Origin of the sequence: Chitinophaga sp. YR573 (genome assembly GCF_900110995.1) — a bacterium.
GTDB lineage: Bacteria > Bacteroidota > Bacteroidia > Chitinophagales > Chitinophagaceae > Chitinophaga.
Genome location: NZ_FOJF01000001.1, coordinates 2,681,834 through 2,702,496, shown reverse-complemented (window position 1 = coordinate 2,702,496; position 20,663 = coordinate 2,681,834). Strand labels below are relative to the sequence as shown.

The 20,663-nt window shown below is 42.9% G+C and carries 18 protein-coding genes; 9 read left to right on the top strand and 9 right to left on the bottom strand.

Annotated features, from left to right (window positions below):
• Positions 1-5 precede the first annotated feature (5 nt).
• The 3 genes from BMW86_RS11380 (at position 6) to BMW86_RS11370 (ending at position 3,389) form a co-directional block, all read left to right on the top strand.
• Positions 6-1,109, top strand: a complete 1,104-nt coding sequence (locus BMW86_RS11380; protein ID WP_089781892.1) for a hypothetical protein — start codon at positions 6-8, stop codon at positions 1,107-1,109.
• A 75-nt stretch (positions 1,110-1,184) separates the two neighbouring features.
• Positions 1,185-2,273, top strand: a complete 1,089-nt coding sequence (locus tag BMW86_RS11375) for a hypothetical protein (protein WP_143056556.1) — start codon at positions 1,185-1,187, stop codon at positions 2,271-2,273.
• A gap of 6 nt (positions 2,274-2,279) precedes the next feature.
• Positions 2,280-3,389, top strand: a complete 1,110-nt coding sequence (locus tag BMW86_RS11370) for a hypothetical protein (protein ID WP_089781890.1) — start codon at positions 2,280-2,282, stop codon at positions 3,387-3,389.
• A gap of 46 nt (positions 3,390-3,435) precedes the next feature.
• On the opposite strand, the gene BMW86_RS11365 is transcribed toward BMW86_RS11370, so the two are convergent.
• Positions 3,436-4,680, bottom strand: a complete 1,245-nt coding sequence (locus BMW86_RS11365) for an MFS transporter (protein WP_089781889.1) — start codon at positions 4,678-4,680, stop codon at positions 3,436-3,438.
• A 1-nt stretch (position 4,681) separates the two neighbouring features.
• Positions 4,682-5,428, bottom strand: a complete 747-nt coding sequence (locus BMW86_RS11360; protein WP_089781888.1) for a DeoR/GlpR family DNA-binding transcription regulator — start codon at positions 5,426-5,428, stop codon at positions 4,682-4,684.
• A gap of 72 nt (positions 5,429-5,500) precedes the next feature.
• Between BMW86_RS11360 and BMW86_RS11355 the strand changes: the two genes are divergently transcribed.
• Positions 5,501-6,022: a 5' nucleotidase, NT5C type gene (locus BMW86_RS11355; RefSeq protein WP_089781887.1), complete on the top strand. Its 522-nt coding sequence runs from the start codon at positions 5,501-5,503 to the stop codon at positions 6,020-6,022.
• Here BMW86_RS11355 and BMW86_RS11350 read toward each other — a convergent pair.
• Both BMW86_RS11350 and BMW86_RS11345 read right to left on the bottom strand, forming a co-directional pair.
• Complete coding sequence (locus BMW86_RS11350; RefSeq protein WP_089781886.1) at positions 6,017-6,466, bottom strand: hypothetical protein; 450 nt, start codon at positions 6,464-6,466, stop codon at positions 6,017-6,019. The two genes, BMW86_RS11355 and BMW86_RS11350, sit on opposite strands and share 6 nt — an antisense overlap.
• A gap of 204 nt (positions 6,467-6,670) precedes the next feature.
• Positions 6,671-7,297, bottom strand: a complete 627-nt coding sequence (locus BMW86_RS11345) for a helix-turn-helix transcriptional regulator (RefSeq protein ID WP_089781885.1) — start codon at positions 7,295-7,297, stop codon at positions 6,671-6,673.
• A gap of 403 nt (positions 7,298-7,700) precedes the next feature.
• On the opposite strand from BMW86_RS11345, the gene BMW86_RS11340 reads away from it, so the two are divergent.
• The 3 genes from BMW86_RS11340 to BMW86_RS11330 all read left to right on the top strand — a co-directional run bounded on the left by BMW86_RS11340 (position 7,701) and on the right by BMW86_RS11330 (position 11,141).
• Entirely contained in the window at positions 7,701-7,997 is a 297-nt protein-coding gene (locus BMW86_RS11340; RefSeq protein WP_143056555.1) for a hypothetical protein, read from the top strand.
• A gap of 212 nt (positions 7,998-8,209) precedes the next feature.
• Positions 8,210-10,123, top strand: coding sequence for an acetate--CoA ligase (acs, locus tag BMW86_RS11335; RefSeq protein WP_089781880.1), 1,914 nt, complete (start codon positions 8,210-8,212; stop codon positions 10,121-10,123).
• A gap of 82 nt (positions 10,124-10,205) precedes the next feature.
• Positions 10,206-11,141, top strand: coding sequence for an alpha/beta hydrolase (locus BMW86_RS11330; protein ID WP_089781878.1), 936 nt, complete (start codon positions 10,206-10,208; stop codon positions 11,139-11,141).
• Positions 11,142-11,323: 182 nt separating this feature from the next.
• Here the strand turns inward: BMW86_RS11330 and BMW86_RS11325 are convergent, their stop codons facing one another.
• The 5 genes from BMW86_RS11325 to BMW86_RS11300 all read right to left on the bottom strand — a co-directional run bounded on the left by BMW86_RS11325 (position 11,324) and on the right by BMW86_RS11300 (position 18,101).
• Positions 11,324-11,890: a L,D-transpeptidase family protein gene (locus BMW86_RS11325; protein WP_177189226.1), complete on the bottom strand. Its 567-nt coding sequence runs from the start codon at positions 11,888-11,890 to the stop codon at positions 11,324-11,326.
• A gap of 118 nt (positions 11,891-12,008) precedes the next feature.
• Positions 12,009-14,954 (bottom strand): M16 family metallopeptidase, encoded by a 2,946-nt coding sequence (locus BMW86_RS11320; protein WP_089781874.1) that lies wholly within the window; start codon positions 14,952-14,954, stop codon positions 12,009-12,011.
• 386 nt (positions 14,955-15,340) lie between these two features.
• Complete coding sequence (locus BMW86_RS11310) at positions 15,341-16,255, bottom strand: outer membrane beta-barrel protein (RefSeq protein WP_089781870.1); 915 nt, start codon at positions 16,253-16,255, stop codon at positions 15,341-15,343.
• A 143-nt stretch (positions 16,256-16,398) separates the two neighbouring features.
• Complete coding sequence (locus BMW86_RS11305; protein ID WP_089781867.1) at positions 16,399-17,616, bottom strand: anti-sigma factor; 1,218 nt, start codon at positions 17,614-17,616, stop codon at positions 16,399-16,401.
• On the bottom strand, positions 17,616-18,101 hold the full coding sequence (locus BMW86_RS11300) for an RNA polymerase sigma factor (protein WP_089781865.1): 486 nt from the start codon (positions 18,099-18,101) through the stop codon (positions 17,616-17,618). Before BMW86_RS11300 ends, BMW86_RS11305 begins: the two co-directional genes overlap by 1 nt.
• A 292-nt stretch (positions 18,102-18,393) precedes the next feature.
• On the opposite strand from BMW86_RS11300, the gene kbl reads away from it, so the two are divergent.
• Positions 18,394-19,581: a glycine C-acetyltransferase gene (gene kbl / locus BMW86_RS11295; RefSeq protein ID WP_089781863.1), complete on the top strand. Its 1,188-nt coding sequence runs from the start codon at positions 18,394-18,396 to the stop codon at positions 19,579-19,581.
• A 174-nt stretch (positions 19,582-19,755) separates the two neighbouring features.
• Positions 19,756-20,550, top strand: a complete 795-nt coding sequence (locus tag BMW86_RS11290; RefSeq protein ID WP_089781861.1) for a penicillin-binding transpeptidase domain-containing protein — start codon at positions 19,756-19,758, stop codon at positions 20,548-20,550.
• Positions 20,551-20,663 lie beyond the last annotated feature (113 nt).

Here is a 20,663-nt window from a genome sequence, read left to right as displayed (position 1 = left end):
TATCTATGAAGAAAATTATATTATTCAGTGCAGTTGCCTGTAGCCTGGCATTCTACGCCTGTAAAAAAGATAGCAAAACCGATACTCCTGCTACGGACGATACATCTACCTCAATAGATCCTGTGGCGCTTTCAGCTGCGGTTAAAATAGGGTATGCAACCAGTGTTACAGGAAACCTGCCAACGGCATCTGCAGACGGACCAACACTGCTTATTGATGGTTATGACAATCGCACTTACTATGCTGTTAATAATCGCTATGTTGTCATCTATCCTCAATCAGACAAAGGATTTGTAGCAGGATATTATGTAAAGATCAACGGTGCTCAGAATTATTTTAAAATAGATTATAAAGCAGCAGCCGGTGCAAGGAAATTAAATAAGTCTCATGATTCACGTGAAGAAGGAGATAATTCAGATTCCTCTATTGTAATTAAACTGCCGGCCGGCCTTAAAGGAAATACCTTCTCTATTAAATATGCCGCATTCGACACTTTAAATCATGTAAGTAATACCATCACTGCTATTGTGAGTGTTATCGCATCTAAAGACACTGCTGATAACAGTTTATTGTATGGTACGTGGAGATATAACAGATCTAAAATGAATTATAATGACTGGAGTAATCCACAAAGTTATAAACCTGATACTACTTATGTAAATTACTCATGCATTGATGGTAAACTACAGGGTTGCACAGAAGGGTATAGCTGTGAGCCATATATTTCGCGTATCTATGGTCCTGTTTCAAATGATCAGATCTTCTCTGCAAATAATCTCTACACCACCAGTTATGCGCGTATATACAAAGATCTTTACCCGGATCAATCTACATGCAGTAACCTGATATACTACGATGGTAGTCGTGCTTACTCCAGCATCGGTGGCTATACATATAACAACACTACAAAAGTCCTCACTTTAATTTATGATGAGAACGGTACCGGCGATTACGTGAATAATATATATACTGAAAGTTATACCGTTACCGAGATATCTTCTACCAAACTTGTTTACTACTCCAAAGAAGAATCCGTTAATAATGGTGATCGTGCAGGGGCCCGTGATGGAGACATCAAGATCATATATTCCGAATATCTGAAACAATAATTCCTCCATAAAAATGTCAGCGGTACAAAAAGGTCTTGTATCGCTGACATTTTCAATTCATCATCCTTATTATCTATGAAAAAAGTCCTACTATTAAGTGCTATAGCATGCATGGCACTGTATGCATGTAAAAAAGACAGCACGTCCACATCTACTCCGTTAACAGAAACGCCGGCAGACACGATTGACCCTATAGCCCTCTCCGCTGGAGCAAAAGTCGGCTATGGCGCTATTAATGTAAAAGGTACTTTCCCCCTTGCATCATCAGATGCAAATGCACCCGTACTGGATACCTTATACAATGGTCGTGTGTACGATGCTATCAGTAACCGTTACATTGTAATTTATCCACGTGTAAGTGCAGGTTACCTCGCCGGTTATTATCTGAAAATCAATGGCGCAGATTCTTATTTTAAAATTGATTACAAAACGGGATATGGTTTAAGAAAAGCACAGCAGAAGAATCTGTTTGGCTTACGTGATAATAATGGAGATAATTCAGATTCTTCTATCGTAATCAAATTACCTGATCACCTTAAAGGAGATACTTTCTCTATCAGCTATGCAGCTTATGATACATTGAATCGTATAAGCAATACAATAACAGCAATTGTTAATGTAATCGCCTCTGCAGATTCCACTGATAACAGTAAAATAATTGGTGACTGGCAGGTATCCAGAACTAAATATAATAATGATGACTGGCAGATAATTAGTCTGACAGACTCCAGCAACTATAACTATTATACCTGCTCAAAGAATATGTTGCAAACATCAGAGGATAGCACTGATCTGCACCTGCCGGATAATATAGGTTCCGGTTCATTTATATTCTCATTTGGGACTATGAATCTATTCGCATCAGCACAATCCTACAAAAATATTCAGTTAAACCACGAGACATCATCCTGCAGTAATTTCGTATACGATATAGTTAACTCAGGGGACTACTTAACTAAAGGTGGTTACTCATATAATGCTGCCACTAAAACCATTACTGTAATCCAGGATGAGGATGGTACAGGATCTTATATCACTACGCTGCCATTAAAAGTAAAGGAATTCACTTCTTCCAAAATGGTTGTGTACACGACATATATGAGCGAAGGTGCTTCACATGACGAGATTAATCAGATAACCTACCTCGAACTCCTTAAAAAATAATTACCTATGAAGAAAATTATATTATTCAGTGCGGTTGCATGCAGCGTTGCGTTCTACTCCTGTAAAAAAGATAGTAAAACTGAGACGACTCCAGTCACAGAAACACCAACAGCTGTAATAGATCCGGTAGCCCTTTCTGCTGCTGTAAAATTACCCAATGCAACCAGTACAACAGGAGATCTTCCTGCATCATCATCTTCTTCAGATGCTCCGGTATTACTCACTGATGGTTATGATATGCGTACTTACTACGCTGTCAATAACCGTTATGTTGTTATCTATCCAAGATCAACCACTGGCTTTATAGCAGGGTATTATGTAAAGATTAATGGCGCTGGCAATTACTTTAAAATAAGCTTCCCTGCAAAAGGTGCAAAGAAGGCAAATAAAATACCTCATAACCTGCGTGAAGATGGCGACAACTCAGATTCTGCGATCATAATTAAACTGCCTGCTGGTCTTAAAGGAGATACTTTCTCTGTTAAATATGCCGCATATGATTCTACGAATCGCGTAAGTAACACACTGACCGCTATTGTAAGTATAATAGCTTCCGCAGATTCTACCGATAACAATTTACTGGCAGGTACCTGGAAATATAACCGGTCCCGTTATAATAATAATGACTGGAGTGAGCCATCCTTTTATAAAATAGATACCACCTTTGCAAGTTACTCCTGCGTTGCGGGTAAGTTAGAGTCATGCGACGGTGGATGTGAAGACTATCTATATCAGGAGAGCGGTTATACCACAAACGATATGATGTTCTCTGCTAATAATCTGTATACTGAACATTATATCCGTATCGATAATAGGCTGAATGTCGGGAGTTCCTCTTGCAGTAACCTCGTATATAATCAGGAAGGGTATGATGAGAAATATTACGGTGGTTATGTTTATGATGCAAAAACCAAAGTCCTCACTGTAATCTATGATGGTAATGGTACTACTGATGATGGTGATGCAAGTAATATTACTATCTATAATTATACTGTAACAGAGTTATCTGCTACAAGACTTGTTTATCTTGAGAAAAGATACGATAATGATCGCACTGCTGCACGTGGTTATGACAGCAATGTATCCGCAGACTATTATGAATATCTGAAAAAGTAATCTACTAAAAAGAAGGCCGCGGATCGTATGATCCGCGGCCTTCTTTTTAGCTCTTTATCTTCCCGCTCATCAATGCTATACACATTCCCATCACAGCTATTATAGAGAACGAAATTCGTAAACTCGTTGCCTGTGCTACAAACCCTATCAATGGTGGTCCCAGCAGAAATCCCAGGTAACCGATCGTAGATACCGCTGCCAGCGCCACTCCCGGAGACATTGTTCTGCTACGCCCCGCCGTACTGTACACCAGTGGAACTACAGAAGATACCCCCGCTCCTACCAGCAGGAAACCGAAAATAGCTGTAGCGAAATATGGTAATGATACCGAAATGAGCAATCCTCCCGCTGTTAGCGCGCCACTCATCTGCAACATTCTCTTTACACCAAACCGTGTGGTCAGCCAGTCTGCAATAAAACGGAAAGAGGCCATCGTACTCATAAAAGCAGTATAACCAATACCCGCAATACCTTCCGGTGAGTGGATCACCTTTCTGAAATATACACCGCTCCAGTCGAACATCGTTCCTTCACAGATCATAGAACAAAATGCAATCACCCCAAGGATAAGAATAGGCATCATTACCCGTATCCTCCTTTTAAAAAAAGAGAATGCAAACTGCCTGCCTGTCGTTGTTTTTAATATCAGTAACCTGCGCGTCATCCACGGGAACAGGTACTTTATCCCTTTTCCCTCTTTCTCATCTTCCACTTTCACATCATGACGAACAGCCCATTTTATACTAACACCTACAATGATAATCGCCGTTACCATGATCATCAGGAAATGCTGATAAGGCACTACCTCACCGGCAGACATCGCAGTTCCAATAGCTGCTCCGGTAAATCCGGCCAGGCTCCATAATCCATGAAAAGATGCCATGATAGAACGGCCATACATCGCCTCTACCAGCACTGCCTGTGTATTCACGGCTATATTAGCCATATTACCACAAAAACCAAACAGCATCAGACAGGGAAATAACTGCCAGGATTCACCTACCAGTCCAAGCGTAGGCAGCACCCCCGCATACAATAACCCCGCAATCATCACTACCTGACGGCTGCCATATTTACTCACCATCCATCCTGCTACCGGCATAGACAACATAGAACCTATCGGCAATGCCAGCAGCATCCCACCCAATTCTCCATCACTCATATGCAGCTTCTGCTGAATAGCAGGAATACGGGATGCCCAGCTTGCAAAGCAGAGTCCCGTTAAGAAGAACAATGCACTTACCGCAATACGTGCAGATTTTTTCTGAGAATAGTCTAATGTAAGTTCCATATCAGATTACTTTTATACCTAGTTGTAGATAAGGACTTGCCAACTCAAGCCCCGCAGCGTCTGTAATAATGGTATCCATCTCTGTAATATCACATACTTTATAAGGTTCGGCTGTTCCCATCTTATCGCTGGTTACCAGAGAGATCACCCGGTTTGCTGATTGCACCATTACATTCTTCACCGCCGCTTCTTCCATATCCGGACCAGTAACCCCTACTTCTGTATGCAAACTGCATACCCCCATAAAGCAGATATCCGCCCTCACCTTTTCCAGCATACGAATAGTGTCCAGCCCTGCCGTTACCTGCGAACTTTTAAAAATACGCCCGCCGGTAAGGATCACCTCTATACCCGGATGTTCCATCAGCTGCATGGCAATAGGAACACTGGGAGTAATCACCGTAAGTTCTAATGAGGGAGGGAAAAGTTTTACCAGGGCATATGTAGAAGTGCCCCCGTCTATAATAAGTGTTTGTCCGTTTTCCAGGAATGACAATGCCTTGCCTGCAATCGCTTTCTTATCATCTTCATGAATAGCAATGCGTTCATTAAAAGTATAAGGATGAGGAGAGTGCGGAATAGCGCCACCTCTTACTTTAATTAACAGGCCATTTTGTGCCAGTACTTCCAGGTCGCGGCGCACAGTGTCTTCAGATACCTGCAGATCATTACTCAGCTCCGTATGCAATACCTTATGATCGGCTTTTAGCTTCTTGAGTATATAATCGAAACGCTCCTCTTTCAGCATGTTCTTGCAATTTAATGCAATATTATGAAATAATCTGCAATAAATGCATAACTTTGCACAAAACAGCAGAATATGGCAAGGATTGCAATAGACATGGATGGCGTAATGGCAGATACTGCACAGCAGTTTATCAACTACTATGAACAACATTATGGGGTAAGAATAGATAAGGAGTCATTAAACGGCCATCCGGAAGCAGACGGTTTTCCTCACGAGAAAGCAATCATCCGCAGCTTCCTGTTCGAACCAGGTTTCTTCAGGACCAAACCGGTGATAAAAGACAGTCAGGAAGTAATAAAAGCATTACAGGATAAATATGAGGTATTCATAGTATCTGCCGCAATAGAATTCCCTGGGTCTTTAACAGAGAAAATCGACTGGTTGCAGGAACACTACCCTTTCATCAGCTGGCAGAATATAGTTTTCTGTGGATCGAAGACGATTGTACAGGCAGATTATATGATTGATGATCATATCAAAAACCTGCAGCATTTTAAAGGAGAAGCACTGATGTATACAGCGCCACATAATATAAATGTGACAGACTACAAACGTGTAAACAACTGGGAAGAAGTTGGTAAACTGTTATTATAGATCAATACCGGCAACGTTATTGATGCTGTTGAATTCATAAAATCCGGGGTCTGTGGCATAGCCTTTTAAAACAGGCTGGTATAAGAGGTCGTATGCGCAGCGTTCAAATGCTACCGCATCAATGATCAGCTCCTGTGTGAAGTTGGTCCAGGTGCAGCTTATACCTTCTTCCCCGCCATTGTCCCCCAGTTCATGGGCAGTAGCATCCCGGAATACCGGCCACCACATTTCCAGGGATAAAGCAACTTCCCGCACTATCAGATGTATCGCATCCGGAAGAATAGTGTATTCTTCCACCTTTATTAATGCATTACGCTGATCCCGGTTCAATCTCTTTGCAAGGATTTCACGATTACGCTTCTGTGTAAGTAGTTCCGCCGCACCGTTAATCTGCATTCCAATATACCATATGGGAGAATCAAATGCGTTTGGCAAAAAATCCATATGAAGTAGCTTTATATATTTAGCAGTAGATCATACACACAATGATACCAGCAGTATCGTTATGGTAACACTAGTGAAATTATAATAATTTTATGATACAATGAAAAAGGAAAGTTTCATTTCATAAGCTACAGAGTAATAAAATACAACAGAGGAGATCGATATAGGTATAATGCACTGGTGGGTAATAACCTTATTATCAGATCAGGTGCTTTTTTTTGAACGGACCTGCTTACGTAACTGGATGATATCTTTCTTTGCCAGCTCCAGTGCGTCCTTTAAGGAAGAATAACTTTTCAGTAACAGGTTGTGCTCTTCCAGCAATTTGTAATACTTCTCCCGCATAGCCAGCATTTCATCATTATCAGCCTGCCTTGCATCTTCCAGTACACCCGGGTACAGGAATCCGGCGGTAGTCATTTCCAGTGCCCTGGATACGCGCTCCAGTTCTTCTGCACCAAAAACTTCTTTTTCAAACAAATTATACATCGTTCTGCGGCTCATGCCCAGTCGTTTTGCTAATCTTGTTTTGTTAAGACCCCGTTCTCCTATCAGTTCCATCAGGCGGCTCCCATGATGCAAAACTGTGTGCTCTCCAGCCTTATCCCCGCTGTTTACAGTTACACTGTTCCATTCGTAGAATTCTTCCGGTGTTACATTGATTAATTCACAGAATTTTTCGAGCGTGCTTCGTTTCATATCGCTCTTTCGTAAATGGTAGTGGGCTATCTGGTTTGTAAAACCGGCCAGATCGGCAAAATCTACTATCTTTATTTTCTTCTGCTTTAAAATTTGTTTCAGGCGCTGGCCCATGTGGATTAACCTGGACATGTATTCTTTAGATTAGTTGATAGCTTCAGTGTGTTGTGCAACTCATACAATATAATAATAATTTCCATTTCATTTTATGAAATGAGAATTTCATATAGACAATGTGGTTATTATAATGCTGATCAGGTGATTTTTTAAATGCAGTAAAAACAGCACATTGCACACTTTACATCAGCCAAAAATGTTGACAAAATTTAGAATGGGCCAGACAGACTCCCTCCGTAATGCTTACTGGTGGCCACTTTCAAAAATTTCATATATTCTTAAAAATATATGTGCAAATTTTGGGACAGCAAAATAAATATAAATATATTTGATTATAAGTAACCATAAATGATAAATACGACAGTACTGTTCTCTAAAAATTCACGTTTCCCAAAAGCATACAATAACAACTATTAATATGAAAAAATCCATGCCATCCACACCGCCACCAGTAAACGTGTTACAAGACGTACATTCAAGAATGATCAATCTCCCTATTTATTTCAGGGAAAGAGTTTGTGAAGAATGTGCCTGGAGCGTACCAACGTTCTATCGTAAAATGCGTAGTGTTAACAAACCCGGAGGTCTTGACAAAGACAAGATCATACCTTCGCTCAGCAACGCTGAAAAAGAGAAAATTATCGCTGTAATGGATGAGGTCTACCAGGGCTTCTGGAATTACTGTGATAAATACCGTAAGAAACCAGGTAAATAGCCGGTTGGTTTTACTTCTCTCTCTCTTTTGACGTCTCTTTTAGCCCCTAATTCCTTTCCCTTACTAATAGCCCCAGGTTATCCAATTAAAAGGCATTACATAATAGTCTGTCACTATTAATACTTACTATTCCCCAATTTTATTAAATTTAAGCCGCAGATTGACATCACGTTACTCACTTAAACGACCAACAAAAAAAACTGATTGAAGCTATGGCTTATCCGTACCAGATCAAAAGCATAGAAGAGTACCAACAGAACTATCAGCAAAGCGTAATGGACCCTGAAGGGTTCTGGGCGAATATTGCTGATCACTTTTACTGGCGCAGAAAATGGGATAAAGTGCTGGAATGGAACTTTAAAGACCCCAATATTAAATGGTTCGTAGGCGGTAAACTCAATATTACCGAAAACTGCCTGGACAGACACCTCGCCACAAATGGAAATACCCCCGCCATCATCTGGGAACCCAATGATCCGGAAGAACGTCACCGTATAATCACCTACCGTGATCTATACAATAAAGTATGCCAGTTCGCTAACGTACTAAAGAACAATGGCGTTAAAAAAGGCGACCGCGTATGTATCTATATGGGTATGATACCGGAACTCGCTATCTCCGTGCTGGCCTGTGCCCGTATCGGAGCCATACACTCCGTAGTATTCGGAGGCTTCAGCGCACAATCCATTGCAGACAGGATACAGGATGCTCAGTGTAACCTCGTTATCACCTGCGACGGCGCCTTCCGCGGTAATAAAGACATTCCTCTCAAATCTGTAATAGACGATGCCCTCGTCGCCTGCCCTTCCGTAAAAAAAGTGATCGTATGCACCCGCACCCGTACTCCCGTAAGTATGATCAAAGGCCGCGATCTATGGTGGGAAGATGAAATCAAACAGGTGGAAACAATGGGCAACCCACCCTGCCCCGCAGAAGAAATGGATGCAGAAGACATGCTCTTCATCCTCTATACTTCCGGCTCCACAGGCAAACCTAAAGGCGTTGTACATACCTGCGGCGGATACATGGTATACGCCAACTACACCTTCGTAAACACCTTCCAGTACCAGCCCGGTGAAGTGTACTTTTGTACAGCAGACATAGGCTGGATCACCGGTCATAGTTATATCGTATACGGCCCCCTCAGCGCAGGTGCTACCACCCTGATGTTTGAAGGTGTACCTACCTATCCGGATGCCGGCCGCCTCTGGTCTATCACCGATAAGTTCCGTGTTAATACACTCTATACCGCACCTACGGCTATCCGTAGTTTAATGAGCTACGGCCTTGGTCCTGTAAATCATAAAGACCTCAGCTCCCTCAAAAAACTGGGCAGCGTAGGCGAACCAATTAATGAAGAAGCCTGGCATTGGTTTAAAGATAATATCGGTAAAGGACGTTGTCCTATCGTAGATACATGGTGGCAGACAGAAACCGGTGGTATCATGATCACTCCCATTGCCGGCGTCACCAAAGAAAAACCAGGTTACGCTACCTTACCGCTCCCCGGCGTACAACCGATACTGGTAGATGAAACAGGGAAAGAAGTAACCGGCAATAATGTGAACGGAAACCTCTGTATCAAATTCCCATGGCCAGGTATGTTACGCACTACCTACGGCGATCATGAACGCTGCCGTACCACCTATTTTGCTACCTATGATAACCTCTACTTTACCGGCGACGGATGTCTTCGTGATGAAGACGGTTATTATCGTATCACCGGCCGTGTAGATGATGTACTCAATGTAAGTGGTCACCGTATTGGTACCGCCGAAGTGGAAAACGCCATCAACATGCATGCTGGCGTTGTGGAAAGCGCTGTAGTAGGATTCCCGCACGATATCAAAGGACAAGGCATCTACGCTTATGTGATCACAGATCGCATGACGCACGATCCCGAACTCACTAAAAAAGATATCCTGCAAACAGTATCCCGTATCATTGGCCCTATCGCCAAACCAGATAAGATCCAGTTTGTAAGCGGACTGCCAAAAACACGCTCCGGTAAAATCATGCGCCGCATCCTGCGCAAAATTGCAGAAGGCGAAATCGATAACCTGGGCGATACCAGCACACTCCTCGATCCCGCTGTAGTAGACGAGATCAAACGTGGTAAAATATAACTGACTATAAGGGCTGACTAATCCGAAGTACCGCCAACTGTTTGGAAGTACAGACATTAGTCAGCCCTATTTATTTTTGTTCATGAAATTCTTGAAACGCCTCCTATATTTTCTCCTTATACTCTTCCTGCTGCTGAATATCATCGCAGCATTCCATGCCTGGAAATTCACTCACTTCTATCCCGCCGGTGCCTTTAAAAACAAAAAACCGGAACAGATGAATACCTGGGAAAAAGTGAAGATGGTAACCCTGGGCGTACGCCTCTCTAAATCTGTAATAAGACTACACCCAAACGTACCTTTCGAAACAGTACTCCTTCATACCAAAGATGGGCTGCGACTGGAAGGATGGTATATCCCCGCACCCAAAGCCACAGGCACCGTTATATTATTTCACGGTTATAACGCCTGTAAAGACGGTTATCTCCCGGAAGCATATTACTTCCGCCAGCTTGGCTACAACACATTCATGATAGACTTTCGCGGCCATGGTAACAGTGAAGGCAGTACCTGCACTGTTGGCTACAAAGAAGCAGAAGATGTGAAACTCACCTATGAATACGTAAAACAAAAAGACAAACATATTATTCTCTGGGGCATGAGCATGGGCGCTGCTGCCATCATCAGGGCAGTACCTTCCTATCAGTTACACCCGGACAAAGTAATTCTCGAAAGCTCTTTCGCTACATTAACAGATGCTGTAAAAGGAAGAATGAGAGCCGTACACCTTCCCGGTACACCACTAGCGCAAATGCTTACCTTCTGGGGAGGTGTGGAACAGGGCTTCTGGAGTATAGGTTTTAAACCAGAAAGAGATGCCCGTCAAATAAACATGCCGGCCCTCGTATGCTGGGGCTCTCATGATACAAGAGTAACCAGGGAAGAAACAGATCTCATCTACCAACACCTGAGCAGCCGCAAAAAACAACTGGTAATATTTACAGAGTCTGGTCATCAGTCTTTCTGCCGTCATGAACCAGCTAAATGGAAAAGCGCAATAAAAGAGTTTCTGCGATAAAAATAAAAAAGCACGCTCCACAAAATGAAGCGTGCCTCACAAGACCAATACCCGCTTATGATAGTTCATGGCACCATGATAGTACCACTACAATGCTCCGCTGTCAACAGCAGCACGGGAAAATAATATAGGAGATTAACAGACTTCAAAGATACTCCTGAAGACTGCTACGGGAATGCTGGTTAACGTCTTATTACTACAGGTGTACCCACCTTTATGATCTCATACAGCTCGGCAACATCCTGGGTTTTCATACTGATACAACCCAGTGTCCAGTTAATACGATTCTCTACATAATTATCTCGGATACCTGAGTCATATTCCACTCCATGAATACCAATACCACCACCAATAGAAGCATTAGCGGGTAACATACCTTCAGACTGTAACTGGTGAAATTTTGTCCAGGAAACTTCATTCGGATAGTCCAGTAACATAAAACGGCTCCAGCTCTTGTCAAAACGTTTACTCTGGATATGGAAAGTGCCTTCAGGAGTACGGTGGTCACCTTCCAGTTGTTTGTCCGACTGATCCCTGCTGCCGAACACAACTTTGTATACCTTACGCAAGGTCACATCTTCATACAGGTACAACCTGTAATCACTCTTATCTATCAGAAGAAATACCTTATCCGGATCAATATTATCACGGCTTACCTTCACAGTATACAGGTCCTCTTCTCTTTCAGCATTTAATCCTGGCACCGAAACACCCAGTAGCAGGAATAGCAATAAGCAATAGCAACGCATTTCACAAGGGATTTTGCTCAATCTTAACGTTGGCATTCAAGCCTTTATTGTGAAAGATAATGAAAAAGGAGAAAGAGCAACAAGCCCTTTCTCCTTTCCATTTAATATTTTACTAATACTAGTAACCGAAAATTTCTTCCAGCGTTACCTTCTTCACATCACCATATTTCTTCAGATTATCCAGACTGATTTTCTTTTCAGAACCCAGGATACAATAAGTGTATGGCTTACCCGCAAGATTCTGATCATGAAATAATTTCACATTATCAAAAGTGATCTTGTCAATATTCTCATATACAGTTTTGCGGTAGTCAGTAGTTAAACCCAGCTTCTTGGATGCCAGGTAATTAAAGATGATACCATCCTGCGTAATACGTTCTGTTTCAATATCCTGTTTCTGACTCATCCTGGATGTTTCAAACAGTTTGTCGGAACGGGGAATATCATTCAGTAACTCATTCATACCAGTAATGGCATCATCCATTTTATCTGCCTGGCTACCTACATAAGCAACCACAGAATAACGCTCATCTTTCTTATCAGGAGATGCATAGTAAGCATAAGTAGAATAAGCAAGCGCTTTGGACTCACGGATAGTCTGGAATACGATAGATCCCATACCACCACCGAAATAATTATTGAACATACTGATAAGTGCAGTATTCTCTGGTTTATATACAGATGAATTCCTTACCCAGTTTACTTCAGACTGTACCATATCATAATCTGCAAACAGTACATTGTTCTTTGTCTGATCAGCTTTTTCAAACTTGATGGCTGGTGGTGCCACCTTAAAAGTTGCCGGTAAAGCATGCTCTTTCTTTACAGAAGCTACAGCGGCTGTCAGAGACTGAGGGCCATAATAGATAACTGTATGTTTGTAGTCTGGCAGGGAATGCAGTAAATCTACAAGGTCCTTTGCAGTAATTGCATTCAGTTCAGCGTCGCTCAACTGATTATTAAAAGGATTTTTCGCACCATACATACCATAATTCACCAGCCCTTTCAGGATAGCGCCTTTATTCAGTTTGTTATCTGAACGGCCCTTTTGTATACGACCTTTTAATGTAGCCAGTATCTGCTCGTTAGGCTGACAGTTTCTCAGCAGATGTTCAAACAGAGAGGCTGCCTGATCAAAGTTCTCCTGTAAACCGGAAATGGTAATCACTGTTGCATCTGTACCCGAACTTACACTGAAATTACAGGCAATATTGTAAAACTCTTTACTGATCTGTTCCGTAGTATACTTGTCTGTTCCCAGGTATTGCAGATACTGTGAAGCCAGTGGTAATAACTTATTATTCCAGCTTCCCATATCAAAACGGTAGTAAAGACGGAATAAACCATTATCCTTATTCTGTACATACAATACATCAGCCGCTCCTACTTTTCCTTTCTGGATATCCTTATCGAAATCCAGCCACTGTGGTTTTACCGGTGTAGCAGGAATAGCATTTAATTTCACCAGGAAAGCCGATTGAGCTTCGCGGTTTACTTCCACCGGAGTGATAACAGGCTTTTCTACCTTTTCGATATTCTTATCTTCACCTTTACGTTTGTATAGTAGTACATAGTTGTCTTTCAGGTACTTATTAGCAAAATCTACGATCTCCTTTTTAGTCACCTTACTCATATCGTCCACAGCAGAAACATCTGTCAGCCAGTTTTGTCCCCTGTGTTTAATAAAGCCGTCCATCATGGAATTCGCACGGTTGCTATTATTGTCCAGGCCCTGCAGTTCAGCCAGTTTGGCATTGTTTACAATCGCCTTTACCAGTGTTTCATCAAACTCCCCTTTCTTCAGAATTTCCAGTTGTCCCAGCAGCAGGTCTTTTACCTGTTCCAGTGTCTGGCCCTGTTTGGCTTTACCACTCAGGCTAAATACGGTGTAGTCTTTCCATTGCATTAAACCAGCGCTTGCGCCCTGTACTTTCTGCTGCCTGTTGATGTTCAGGTCAAGTAATCCAGCCTTTCCGTTTTCCATGATCTCTGAAAGAACGTTCAGCAGCGTAGACGATTTAACATCCAGCGCTCCCGGCATACGGAATGCAATCATTACATTTTCAGCATCCGGACCGAATACTTCTTTTACAATAGGTGCAGTGATCGGCGCTTCTACAGGAGCTTTATACTCCGGTACAGGCTTAGGCTGCATATAAGCGAAACTGCTGTCAATATGTTTGATCAGGTAATCAAAGTCAAAATCACCCGCCATTACGATGGCCATATTGTTAGGCACATAGTAGGCATTGTAGAACTGACGGATAGCCTTAAGAGAAGGATTTTTCAGATGCTCAACAGTACCGATAGTACTCTGTTGGCCATAATTATGAGTAGGGAACAGGCTCTTCAGCATCAGTTCATAAGACTTACGTCCGTCATTATCCAGTCCTCTGTTCTTTTCTTCATACACCGCTTCCAGCTCTGTATGGAACAGGCGGAAAACCGGGTCTCTGAAACGTTCAGACTGTACCGCCAGGAATTTATCTACCGCGTTGGAAGGAATATCTTCTTCATAGATAGTCTCTTCTGTCCAGGTATGCGCATTGGTTCCCTGAGATCCCATGCTGGCCATTGCCTTATCGTATTCGTTAGCGATGGCATACTTTGCTGCCAGTCCGGATACACTGTCTATCTGGTGATAAACAACTTTTCTCGCTATCGGGTCGGTTGTATGATTGTAGGTATCATACAATCCTTCGATATTGTCCAGGTAAGGCTTTTCCTTTGCCCAGTCAAGAGAACCGTACTGTTCGGTACCCTTAAATAACAGGTGTTCCAGGTAGTGGGCAAGACCTGTATGGTCCTGTGGGTCATTGTTACTACCTGCTCTTGTTCCGATCAGCGTTTGGATACGTGGATCTTTCTTGTTAACGCTGAGAATTACAGTAAGGCCGTTCTTTAATGTGTAAAAGCGAGCCTTCATTGGGTCGTTGGTGATATACCGGTACTTATAGCCCCCGGACTCACCCTCCTTCCATTCGTACTTTTGCTGTGCAGATGTGGTGTTCATCAGGGCACAGGTAAACAGCAATAAATTAATTGCTTTTTTAATGAGGTTCATGTGTTGGTTTTTGACAAATAAAAAAAACATGACCAAATATAATGGTAATGTCCGGATGTCATGCAGCAGGAAAATGTTAAAAGGGGCAATAAAATGAGCAGCGGAGAACTGACTCTAATCCGGGTAAACTCTTCTGGCACTGATGTTTATGGTATCCAGATAGACTGTATGGACATAGTGGGCATAAAGGACAGGCGAAGAACGCACCGTGTCCAGACGTAGTGTTCCCTGTTTACTAACAGGTTGAGTAACAGGTTCATGAGCATAAGCTTTTACGCCCACAATCCTTGTGTCACACGAATGAGCCCAGATGATAAATCCGGTACAGGCCAAAAAAGCAATAACAGAACGCATAACTAATTTAAATTATGTACACCCCAAAACGTTTAAAAACCATTAAAACGTATACCTATGGAAAATGGATATTGTTCAAGACCGTAATCATGTAACGGTGTTAAGGCAAAATTACCATACAGTTTAAATGGTCCGTAGCCGATGTCCCCTGTCAGGCTAACCTTCCATTTATTGAGGTTAAAATCGTCTACCTTCTTCACTTTCCCTCTCTCTTTACTTATCTGTTTGGTACGTGCCTTTACTAAATATCCCCCCATTACACCCATACTCATCTTAAATGCTTTCGACGGACGGGCCGCATTGCTGTTAAAATTTAGCATAAGCGGTACGCTAAGATATTCAGCAAAAAGTTTGTTTTTGGAGAAATTAATAGTGTCCCGTATGATTTCGGTTGGATAACCGGGTACGTAGGTAATGTTCCGTGCAAAACGGTAGTTATTCATTTCTACGCCCAGCGCATATATAAGGTTCAGTTTGTGTTTGTAGAGATTCAGGCGTTGCTGGAACAACCAGATATTTACATTCACAGACTTTCCTGTTATCAATTTGAATTCTGAAGGAGTTAATGGCGTACTCCCTGTGCGGGGAGCCAGTGTGTTCAATCCTGAAGCAGAGTAGGTATAAGATCTGTTGATATCTGCCAGATAAGGATTTGTAGCTGAATAATAAGCATAAGAAACAACGCCTGTGTAATCGCTGCGGTCTATATAGTTATTGAAACCCAGGTCAAGTACAAACCATTTTGTTTGCAGGTTTCTTTTGAGTTTGGCGCGGGCATAGGCAGTGTCGTTATAAATCTTAAAAACACGCTTCCCTTTAGCATCTTTGCCCTGTAAGATCACCAGTCCTTTTACCTGGATCTTAACCAGGGAATCCTTTTCCTGGGCGTTTACACCCACACTTACCAAAAGCAGCAATAATAGCCAGCGTAAAGCTTTACACTTCATATAATATATTTTCAATCCTGTTACCGGTTATGTTATTCCCGGTATAATTGTTACTCTTTCTTTGAAAAGAATCCCGCCACATTGGCTACACCGTTCAATAGCTTGCTGTTGCGGTTCATTGTCACTGACAAATCCTATCACATTTACTTTTTCTTCCTTGAGAAGAACCTCGCCACATTAGCGACCCCGTTCAATAGCTTGCTGTCTCCGTTCATTGTCACTGATACCACCAGTTCTCCCTGTACGGGGGCTGGAGCCGTTACTATTTCAGATACCTTGTTATTGGTGTTGATAGCTGTTGCATTGGCCAGCACTGGAGCTTTCTGCACGGGGTTAGCAACGGCAGCCGCTATCTGCTCCTGTTCATTCATCTTGTCCTGCAATTGCTTCACCACTTCCCCAGAAGTCGCAACTGGCTGCGCCAGTTTAGTAAGTCCCGGATTGCTGTTATCAGCAACTGCTGGTTTATCGCCAACACTGTTTATTACCTGTTTGCCATTTACTATTACACCTGGGCTACCATTTGAAGTCACGCCCGGTCTACCATTTACTGATACGTCTGGTTTATTATGCTCTGCAGGTTTATTACTTGCCAGCAGTTGTTTCCCTGTTGATGACAGGCTACCAGGCTGTTGCCCGTTCGTTTTATTAGGTGTTTGTGTCTGACTACTTGTAGAACCAGTGCCTGTTTGCGCAAGACTACCTGATTGCTGGTTCCCGGCCTGATTATTATTAGTGGCCTGATCCGCCATTAATTGCTGGTTCGTATCTGTAGCTGCCTGCCCATTACTTCCATCTCCTACCTGCTGATTACCAGCTACCTGTCCATTATTCACCCCACTATCCGTGGTTACTTTATTCATTGCCACCGGCACATTTTCTTTACCCGGCAAAACCGGTAACACCCATATCGCTACTCCGGCAACAACTGCCGCTGCGGTACTCCACCACCAGATAGGGCGTATTGTACGCCGGTTATGCCTGTAAAGTGTTTGTTTATTTTCGAACTGAAGGTGTAGATCAGGCTGTAACCTTGCCTGTTGTAATAAATTAAGCTCCTTGGATAAATGTACATTCCCACGGATCATCTTCTCAAAAGCCAGCTTCTCCGCTCCATGTAACTCATTATCCACATAATCCAATAGCTGTATCGACTCGTGATATAACTCGTTCTTCGCATCAAACTGTATCTCAGTATCAGGTGTCAGCTTCACCGATTCCAATAAAGCCATCTCCTCCCTGATGTGCGGATGCTGCTGCAGGAACAGCTCCAGCGCCGCCATCTCGTCTCCGTTTAGTTCCCCGTCTACGGCACTAAGCAGATACTCTTCATAGTTTGATATGTCAATATTTATCTCCATTAAATAACGTTCTCCATTTTCACCAGGTATTGCTTTAAAGATATCCGTGCCCTATGTAAATAAACCTTCACCTGGGAAGGGTTCAACTTCATAATCTCTCCAATCTCCTCATAACTGTAGCCCTCGTAATCCTTTAATAAAACCAGGGACCGCTGTACTTCAGTTAACCGTTCCAACGCTTTCTCCAGCACTTTCTTCGCATCATGTACCCGCTGCTCCGATATTTTCACTTCTTCTTTAAACTCATCTACCAGTGTAATCCGCTTTATCTTCCGGACATGATCTATCATATTGTGGTAGCCTACTGTAAACAGATAGGACTTGGCCTTTTCAAAAGGCACATCTGTACAGTGCTTCCACAATATTTCAAACGCATTCTGTACTACATCTCTCGCATCTTCTGTGTGGTCTAAGTTTTTCACAATAAACCTGAAGAGATTGTCTGAATACAGATCCACGCATTTGTTATACTCCTTTTCGGTCATCCGGATTCTGCGTGATTTTAATGCTAATGTCCGACAAATACTTTTATAACGCTTTATATCTCTTCTCTTTATCTCCCCGACTGCTACCTGTACAAAATTCCTGCTCGATGATTCCGGATGATACCGCGACCACAAATTCAGGGTCCAGACATTACTATGACGCAGACCAACTACCAAATGTTACACTCCCGTCAAACTTTTTACTTACTTGTCATAAAACCCCGCACAGCTGCCCGAATCGTAATACATTTATTCATATAACTTTGAACCAGGTTACAAAAAGCTGTCATTTATGAACGAAAAATTCGTTACCCGTCTGCAAAAAGAACTGGAAGAGATCCAAACCGCAGGTCTTTTTAAGAAGGAAAGGATCATTACTTCCGAACAGGGAGCTGAAATTCAGGTTGGAGGAAACACAGTTATCAACTTTTGTGCGAATAACTACCTCGGCCTGTCCAGTAATCCGGAAGTCGTAAAGGCAGCCAAAGATGCTATTGATACCCACGGATACGGAATGAGCAGCGTTCGCTTCATCTGCGGTACCCAGGATATTCACCGCGAACTGGAACAGAAACTGGCGCAATTCCTTGGTACAGAAGATACTATCCTCTATGCTGCAGCCTTCGACGCCAATGGCGGTGTATTCGAACCACTGTTCAATGAAGAAGACGCTATCATCTCCGATGCCCTTAATCATGCTTCTATTATAGACGGGGTACGCCTGTGTAAAGCACAGCGCTTCCGCTATGAACATAATAATATGGCCGACCTGGAAGCAAAACTCCAGGAATCTGCAGCTCTCCGTAGTCGTATCATCGTTACCGACGGTTCCTTCAGCATGGACGGTACTATCGCCCAGCTGGACAAAATCTGCGACCTGGCCGATAAATACGATGCTATCATAATGGTAGATGAAAGCCACTCTTCAGGTTTCTTAGGTAAAACCGGCCGTGGTACCCATGAATACAGGAATGTAATGGGGCGCATAGATATCATCACCGGTACCCTGGGTAAAGCCCTTGGCGGTGCTTCCGGCGGATTCACCAGCGGTCGTAAGGAAATCATAGACATGTTACGCCAGCGTAGCCGTCCTTACCTCTTCTCTAACTCCGTGGCTCCCAGCATCGTAGGCGCTTCTATCGCCGTACTCGATATGCTGAGTGCGAAAACTACCCTCCGCGATAAACTGGAATACAACACCAAATACTTCCGCAGCAAAATGACCGAAGCCGGCTTCGACATCAAGCCCGGAGATCATCCAATCGTACCTGTAATGCTGTACGATGCCCTGCTGAGTCAGCAGTTTGCCGACAAACTGTTAAAAGAAGGCATCTACGTTATTGGGTTCTTCTATCCCGTAGTAGCAAAAGGACAGGCCCGCATCCGTGTTCAGCTTAGTGCTGCCCATGAACAGGCCCATCTCGATAAAGCTATTACTGCCTTTACCAAAGTGGGTAAAGAATTAGGCGTGATAAAATAAACCAACCTTAAAGAAGTCCGGCCGGGTTTCCGGTCGGGCTTCATACTACCCTCCTTCCTATCTCCGTCCTCTCTCCTTCCTGTCTCCGTCATACCTGAAGCATAGTTGAAGCATGTTAACCGCGCACTTTAACACCTAAAAAGCTACTTTTGCAGCATCAAAAAAAGATCTGCAATGAAACTCACTGGCTGGATGCTCTTCCTGGTTGCCATACTGGCAAATGCCTGCGCACCAAATAATGTTAAAGTACAACCGTCCTGGGAAAAGTATTTTACCCAATACAAAGTAGAAGGATGTTTTATGCTGTTTGATAACGGCAAGGGTACTTTTGGCGTATACAACTTAGACAGAGCTAAAGAACGTTTCCTCCCCGCCTCTACTTTCAAGATCTTCAACTCCCTGGTAGGACTTGAAACCGGTGTCATCAAAGACACTTCCATGGTAATTCCCTGGGATGGTATTGTCCGCTCACGTGAAGAGATCAACCGTTCTCTCAGTATGAACCAGGCATTCCGCCTGTCTTCATTTCCCTATTACCAGGAAGTAGCCCGTCGCATTACAAAACCTGTCATGCAGAAATGGCTGGACACTGTTAAATATGGCAACATGAAGATCAGCAAGATAGATACCTTCTGGGTAGATAATACCTTGCAGATCTCCCCAGACGAAGAACTTGGCTTTGTCAAGAAACTTTATTTCGACCAGCTCCCTTTCCATAAATTGACCATGCAAACCGTACGTAGCGTAATGCTGATGGAGAAAACGCCTCAATATGAACTGAGCTACAAAACCGGATGGGGTACAGTAGGTAAGAAACAGATCGGATGGATAACCGGATGGATAGAAAAAAATGGCCTGCCCACCTTTTTCGTCCTGAACATAGAATCAGAAAATCCGAAGACCGACATGCGCACCGTTCGGATGAACATCCTCAAAAGCATTCTCACCGAAGCCGGATATATAGAATAATATTAGAACAGCCCATAGTTGACTTACGCAACTATGGGCTATTCCCCTGATCCTAAGTTAATTGTTCCAGTCAACTATCTCCAAAAACCCACGCTACGTTAAAAAACTCCTAA